Consider the following 4,219-nt stretch of genomic DNA (forward strand, 5'->3'; position numbering starts at 1 on the left):
TGCAATGCCGTTGCCATGTCGAGGCTGGAATAATAGCGGTCGGCACATTTGAAGCCGACGTAGCGCGCCTTGAGATCGGCGCCGATCCGTTCGAGGAAGGTGCGAAACGGCACGCCGCTCCAGTGGCCGATGGCGCTCCAGCCTTCGATGCAGATATGCCGGGTGATCTGACTTTCCTGCGGCAGGGTCCGGAGCCGTTCGAGCGTCCAGGCGCTCTTGTCCGAAACCAGGCCCGAGACTTCGAGCTTCCAGTCGGCGCCGTCGATGTCGGGCACGTCGTCTTCGGAATAGAAGGCATTGAACGGGAACGGCGTGGTGATGTCGCTCTCGCCATAGGTCGGCGCCAGCCGGTTCTGGTCGAACAGGAACGCCTGCACCTTGTCGTTCCAGCGCGACATCGCCCACAGCACCTTGTCGACCATGTCGCCGTCGGTCAGGTCGCAGCCGGTGAGCAGGGTGAGCGCCCCCAGGGACAGGCCGTTGCGCAGGAACAATCGCCGGTCCAGGCGGGCCAGGTCCGGCTTGGCGTCGATCAGCACCGCCCGTTTGCGCGGCCGGATCATCGATGCTCGTCCTTGGCGCGTCCGGTGATCATCGGCGGCAGGGTGCGCGGCACCAGCAGGACCAGCGCCAGATGCACCACGACGAAGCCGACGATGCCGGCCATGGCGATGAAATGCACCCGCCGCGTCACCTCGTAGCCGCCGAACAGCAGCGACAGCGGGTGCAGTTGCACCGGTTTCCACAGCGCCAGACCTGACGAAACGGCGAGCACGCCCGCCAGAAGTACCGCGACATAGAGCAGCCGCTGCACCGCGTTGTAATGACCAAGGCGGTGAACAAGCTTGAAGGTCAGTGCCGCCCGCAGGTCGGCCCAGACGACCGCCGGCGAGAGGGGCAGGAAGCTGCGGCGGAAATGCCCGCCTGCCAAACCGTAGGCGACATAGAGCAGCCCGTTCGCGACCAGCAGCCACATCGCGGCCAGATGCCAGGCGATGGCGCCGCCGAGCCAGCCGCCCAAGGTCGCCCAGGCCGGAAAACTGAAGGGGAACAGCGGCGAGGCGTCGTAGATCTTCCATCCGCTCATGATCATGCAGACCATGGCGAAGGCATTCACCCAATGGGTCGCGCGCACGATCAGCGGGTGGATCGTGATCCGCCCGCCCCGGCGCGCGCCCTCGGTCGGCTGGGTCACCATGGTCCGGTTCCGGCCCTTACATCTCTCACATCGGTGGCGTCAGTCCATCCTTGCCGACACTGACACGATTGGTGGTGAGGTTGCCATCCGCCCCTTTCATCGCCGAGACGATGATATGAGCGCCCGCCTTCAATTCGCCGAGCGTACCGGGCTCGAAAGTCACGATCGGCACGTCCGCCGGTACCACGACCTTCTTCTCGCCGCCCTCGTACTTGACGGTCAGGGTGCGGTCGCTGGTGCCGACGACGCTGCCCACCGTCCCGTTGGTCATGGTGCTGTTCGGCCCGAGATCGAACGGGCGATGGCCGTCGCCCGAGCCGCGCATGGATTCGGGGAAGACATGCACTTCGAGCGCCTTCAGGCTGCCGTCGGGCAGCGGCGCCGCGGCCGTGCCGATATAGCTGTTCGGCTTGATCGCGCTGATGTCGATCTTGCTGACGTCGACCACCTTGGCGTCGGGGGTCAGGGTGACGACGAGCTTTTCCCCGCTGCGGCTGGTGACGTGCAGCGTCTGGCCGTCGACCTGGTCGATCGTGCCGCGTAGCCGGGTCGGCGGCGCATCCGCCGCCTGGGCCGCCCCGATCACGACCGTCAAGCCCAAGGCGAAAACGGTCGATGCAAGTTTCTTCATGGCGCGCTCCGTATGATGTTCGGAACGAGACAGCTACCGCGCTCCCCTGACACGCGAACAGGTGCGGTAAGGTCGCACCGGATCACTTGAACGTGATCAGGGCGCGGCCTTCCTGGCGGCAATCGCCGTCGCGGTCAGGCAGAACAGCTCGAACAGCATCTGGGCGCCGACCTGGGCCGTATTGGATGTCGCGTCATATTGCGGCGCCACCTCGACCACGTCGCCGCCGATGATGTCGATGCCGTTCAGGCGCCGCAGCAGCTCCAGCACCTCGCGCGGAGTCAGGCCGCCGACCTCGGGCGTGCCGGTGCCCGGCGCGAAGGCGGGATCGAGGCTGTCGACGTCGAAGCTGACATAGACCGGCCCATCGCCCACCACCTGGCGCGCGCGCTGCGCCACCGCGGCGATGCCCAGGGCCGGCACCTCCTCGGCGTGGATCACGGTCATGCCGGATTCGTAGGAGAACTCCCACAGATACTCGGCGCCGCCGCGGATGCCGATCTGGATGGTGCGTTCAGGGTCGAGCACGCCGTCGAGCACCGCCTGGCGGAACGGACCGCCATGGTGGAACTTGGCGCCCTCGTAGACGCCGCTGGTGTCGCAATGGGCGTCGATATGGATCAGCCCGACCGGCCGCTCCGCGCCCAGCGCCTTCAGGATCGAATAGCTGATCGAGTGATCGCCGCCGACCGACAGCGGAATGATGCCCGCCTTGGCGATCCGGCCATAGAAGGCCTGGATGTCCTCATGGCTGTCGTCGAGGCTGAAGCGGCTGCGGAACGGCACGTCGCCGATGTCGGCCACACGCAATCCCGCCGCCGGCATCATGCGCAGCACGTGCTCGTACGGCCCGATGCGCTCGATCTGGCGCACCGCGCGGGGTCCGAGGCGCGATCCCGCCCGGTTGGTGACGCCCAGGTCCATCGGCACCCCGACCAGCGCCACGTCCAGCCCGCCGAAATCGGGCAGGGTCTGGGCATCGGGCGCGAACGGCGCGTCCAGCAGAGTGGCGATCCCGGCGAACGGCATGCTCCGCTTGTCGCGGTCGCGGAATTGCGAACGGGCGACCGCGGCGAAGGCCGGATCGAAGATGTCGCCGCCCTTGGCATCGGCATAGCGGGCGCGAAGAGCCGCGAGCTTGGTCTGATCGGTCATGGTCCGCTACTCTTTGCCATTGATCATCGCCTTGGCGACGGCGATGTCGCCAAGCTGCCATTTGGCGAGGATCTTCTGATAGCTGCCGTCGGCGATCACCTGATCGAACGCCGTCTTGACCGCATCCTGCAATGCCGTGTCGGCCTTGGCGATGCCGATGCCGGTATATTGGGACGCGATCGCCTTGCCGATCGGCACATAGGCGCCGGGCTCCTGCGCGATCATGTAAGGGATGGTCTCGTTGCCCTGGACGGCGGCATCGACCCGGCCCTGCTTCAGCTGCGTCCGCGCATCGGCCGAGCCCTCGGTGCCGACGACCACGATCGCGGGCTTGCCGGCCGGCTTGCAATGGGCCTCGCTCCACGCCGCGATCTCGGTCGGGAACGAGGTGCGCCGGCTGGTGCCGACGTTCTTGCCGCACAGCGCCAGCATGTCCTTGAATTCAGCGTCGCGCGCGGCGGTCGTATAGAATTGCGGACCCGACTTCACATAATCGACGAAGGTCACCTGGTCCTGCCGGGTCGGCAGGTCGGTCATGCCGGACAGGATCAGGTCGACCCGGCCGGTGGTGAGCGCGCTGATCATCTCGGCGAAATTGGTCTCCTGCCAATGCGCCTTCACGCCCAGCTTGGCCGCGATCGCCTCGCCGATCTCGATGTCGACGCCGGTCAGCTTGTCGGACGCCGGATCCTTGAACTCGAACGGCGGGTAGTTCGGCACGTTGGCGAACACGATCTCGCCCTTGGCCTTGATCGCGGCAGGCGTTTCCGCCTGCGCCGTCGAAGCGAGCAGCAGGGCGGCGAGCGTCAGGCAGGAAGATGCTTTCATCGGAAACTCCACAGGATGAGGGGGCAAGGATATTTCCAGTCCGTCATCCGCGGGCTTGACCCGGGGATGACGGAGAGTACCGGAGGCGCCATCACGAGATCACCGCCGCGATGAACTCCGCGGTGCGCGGGTTGCCGGGCCGGGTCAGGATCTGGGCCGGTGGGCCGACCTCGATGATCTGGCCGCGATCCATGAACACGACGCGGCCGGCCACTTCGCGGGCGAAGCCCAGCTCGTGGGTGACCACGATCATGGTCATGCCCGACCGGGCGAGGTCGCGCATGACGGCCAGCACCTCGCCGACCAGTTCCGGATCCAGGGCCGAGGTCGGCTCGTCGAACAGCATCAGCTTCGGCTTCATGGCGAGCGCCCGGGCGATCGCGACCCGCTGCTGCTGGCCGCCCGAC

General features: G+C 66.7%; 6 protein-coding genes. All 6 read right to left on the reverse strand.

The genetic code is table 11. From position 1 onward, the window contains the following. Window positions 1-563: molybdopterin-dependent oxidoreductase (locus VGV37_RS21095; protein ID WP_326881734.1), on the reverse strand; the 563-nt coding region annotated here is incomplete at its 3' end. Then, on the reverse strand, window positions 560-1,198 hold the full coding sequence (locus VGV37_RS21100) for a cytochrome b/b6 domain-containing protein (protein WP_326881735.1): 639 nt from the start codon (window positions 1,196-1,198) through the stop codon (window positions 560-562). The genes VGV37_RS21100 and VGV37_RS21095, both read right to left, overlap by 4 nt. Window positions 1,199-1,223: 25 nt before the next feature. Beyond that, window positions 1,224-1,829: a hypothetical protein gene (locus tag VGV37_RS21105; RefSeq protein WP_326881736.1), complete on the reverse strand. Its 606-nt coding sequence runs from the start codon at window positions 1,827-1,829 to the stop codon at window positions 1,224-1,226. 96 nt (window positions 1,830-1,925) lie between these two features. Further along, complete coding sequence (speB, locus tag VGV37_RS21110; protein WP_326881737.1) at window positions 1,926-2,984, reverse strand: agmatinase; 1,059 nt, start codon at window positions 2,982-2,984, stop codon at window positions 1,926-1,928. Between the two features lie 6 nt (window positions 2,985-2,990). Next, window positions 2,991-3,812, reverse strand: a complete 822-nt coding sequence (locus tag VGV37_RS21115) for an ABC transporter substrate-binding protein (RefSeq protein ID WP_326881738.1) — start codon at window positions 3,810-3,812, stop codon at window positions 2,991-2,993. Window positions 3,813-3,903: 91 nt separating this feature from the next. After that, the coding region (locus VGV37_RS21120; RefSeq protein ID WP_326881739.1) for an ATP-binding cassette domain-containing protein at window positions 3,904-4,219 on the reverse strand (316 nt) is incomplete at its 5' end.

Source organism: Aliidongia sp., assembly GCF_035943795.1.
In the GTDB taxonomy this organism is placed as follows: domain Bacteria; phylum Pseudomonadota; class Alphaproteobacteria; order ATCC43930; family CGMCC-115725; genus Aliidongia.